We start from the raw sequence: 1,781 nt of genomic DNA, 5'->3' as shown, positions 1-1,781 counted from the left end.
GCCGCACCCGCTCCCCCGCCCCACGCTCACCCCGGCTGAGCGAGGTGCCCACCAAGGCGCGCGGGTCCGAGCGCAGGCCGGGCCGCGGGCAGCTGTCGCTGTTCACCGCGAGCGGGGCCGGTGACGAGCGGAAGGTGTCGCCCAACCCGCGGGCGCTGCCCCCGGACTCGCTGCCGCGTGCGCTGCCGCCCGACCAACTCGGGTTGCCGATCACCACGCGGCACGACCCGGACCGGGTCGGGCGCCGCACGCTCGCCGACGACCCCACCCACCCTCGTTCATCTGCGCCCCAGCCCGGGCTGCTGACACCGGACGGGCGGATCAACCGCCACGCGCGGCCGCTCGCGCGGCTGCCCCGCGCGCTGATCCCGCCCAGCGCGGGGATGCTCCCGATCCACCTGCGCCCCGCACCACCGCGACCCCCTCGCCACACCCTGGCCGATGAACCCGCCACCCCGCCGCCGCGGCAGACCGGGCCCGGTCTGATCACGCCGTCCGGGCAGATCAACCCGGCCGCCCGCGCCCCGCGCCGCCCCCAGCCCGACGCCTACACCGGCAACCGCCCGCTCACCTCGGGCCAGTACCCGCTCCCCCTCGCCGTGCGCCGCCAACCCAAACCCACGCCACCCAGTGAGAGCACGCCACAGGCGCGGAAGCCGCGGCCCGGCATGCAGCTGCCGTTGCCGCTGGACCTGCCCCGCCGCCGGGGCCCCAGGAAGAGGAAGTGAGGTGTGTTCGCCGTGACCAGTCCTGTGCGTGTTCCGGCCGACGTTGACCGCCCGGACCGGGTGCTGGGTCCGCTGACCGCGCGGCAGCTGGCGATCCTCGCCGTCGGCGGGGCGCTGCTGTATGGCCTGTACTCGCTGACCCGCGCAGTGCTGCCGCTTGCGGTGTTCCTCCTGGTGGCGGTGCCGGCCGGGATTGCGGTCACCGTGCTGGTGCTCGGGCAGCGTGACGGGCTCCCGCTGGACAAGCTCGCGCTCGCCGCGATCCGCCAGCACCTCGCCCCCCGGCACCGGGTCGCCGCCCCCGAAGGTGTCCGCCCGGCACCCGCCTGGCTGACCGCCCACCAAGCGAAGGGGCGCGCGGAGGCGGTGTCTCCGGCGCCGCTGGAACTTCCGGCGAGCGGGGTCGCCGACACCGGCGCGCAGGCCGGAATTGTCGACCTGGGCAGCGACGGGCTGGCGGTCATCGCGGTGTGCTCCACCGTCAACTTCAGCCTGCGCACCCCCGCCGAGCAGGAAGCGCTCGTCGCCTCCTTCGCCCGCTACCTGCACAGCCTGACCGCGCCGGTGCAGATCCTCGTCCGCGCCGAACGGCTCGACCTCGCCCCCCAGATCGGGCAACTCCGTACCCGCGCGGGCGGGCTCCCGCACCCGGCGCTGGAGACGGCCGCGCGGGATCACGCCGACTTCCTCGTCCAGCTCACCGCGCAGACCGAGCTGCTGCGCCGCCAGGTGCTGCTGGTGCTACGCGAACCCCTGCACACCGGCCCCACGCCGGCCGCGTCGAGCGAGCTGCCCTGGCGCCGTCGCGCCGCGCCGGAGCAGGCGGTGGATGTGGGGGTGCGGCAGGCGGCCGAGCAACGGCTGGTGCGCCGTCTCGGCGAGGCGAGCGAGCTGCTGTCGGCGGCCGGGATCGTCGTCGCCCCGCTCGACGCCGCCGCCGCGACCGGCGTCCTGGCCTCGGCCTGCAACCCCGACACCTTCCTCCCGCCCTCGGCCGCGCTGGCCGCCGCCGACGAGGTCGTCACCGCCACCACCACCTTCACCGACCTCTAC

At 76.2% G+C, this 1,781-nt stretch carries 1 protein-coding gene and 1 pseudogene; both read left to right on the top strand.

Annotated elements, in window-relative coordinates:
- Nucleotides 1-728, top strand: a pseudogene (locus tag ABZ193_RS43570) (hypothetical protein); the annotation flags it as partial.
- Nucleotides 729-740: 12 nt separating this feature from the next.
- On the top strand, nt 741-1,781 hold a 1,041-nt coding region (locus ABZ193_RS43565; RefSeq protein WP_354714689.1), incomplete at its 3' end, for a PrgI family protein.

Source organism: Amycolatopsis sp. NPDC006125 (genome assembly GCF_040614195.1).
GTDB lineage: Bacteria > Actinomycetota > Actinomycetes > Mycobacteriales > Pseudonocardiaceae > Amycolatopsis_E > Amycolatopsis_E tucumanensis.
Note: the sequence above shows the minus strand (reverse complement) of the source record. Positions and strands in the feature narration are given on the sequence as shown.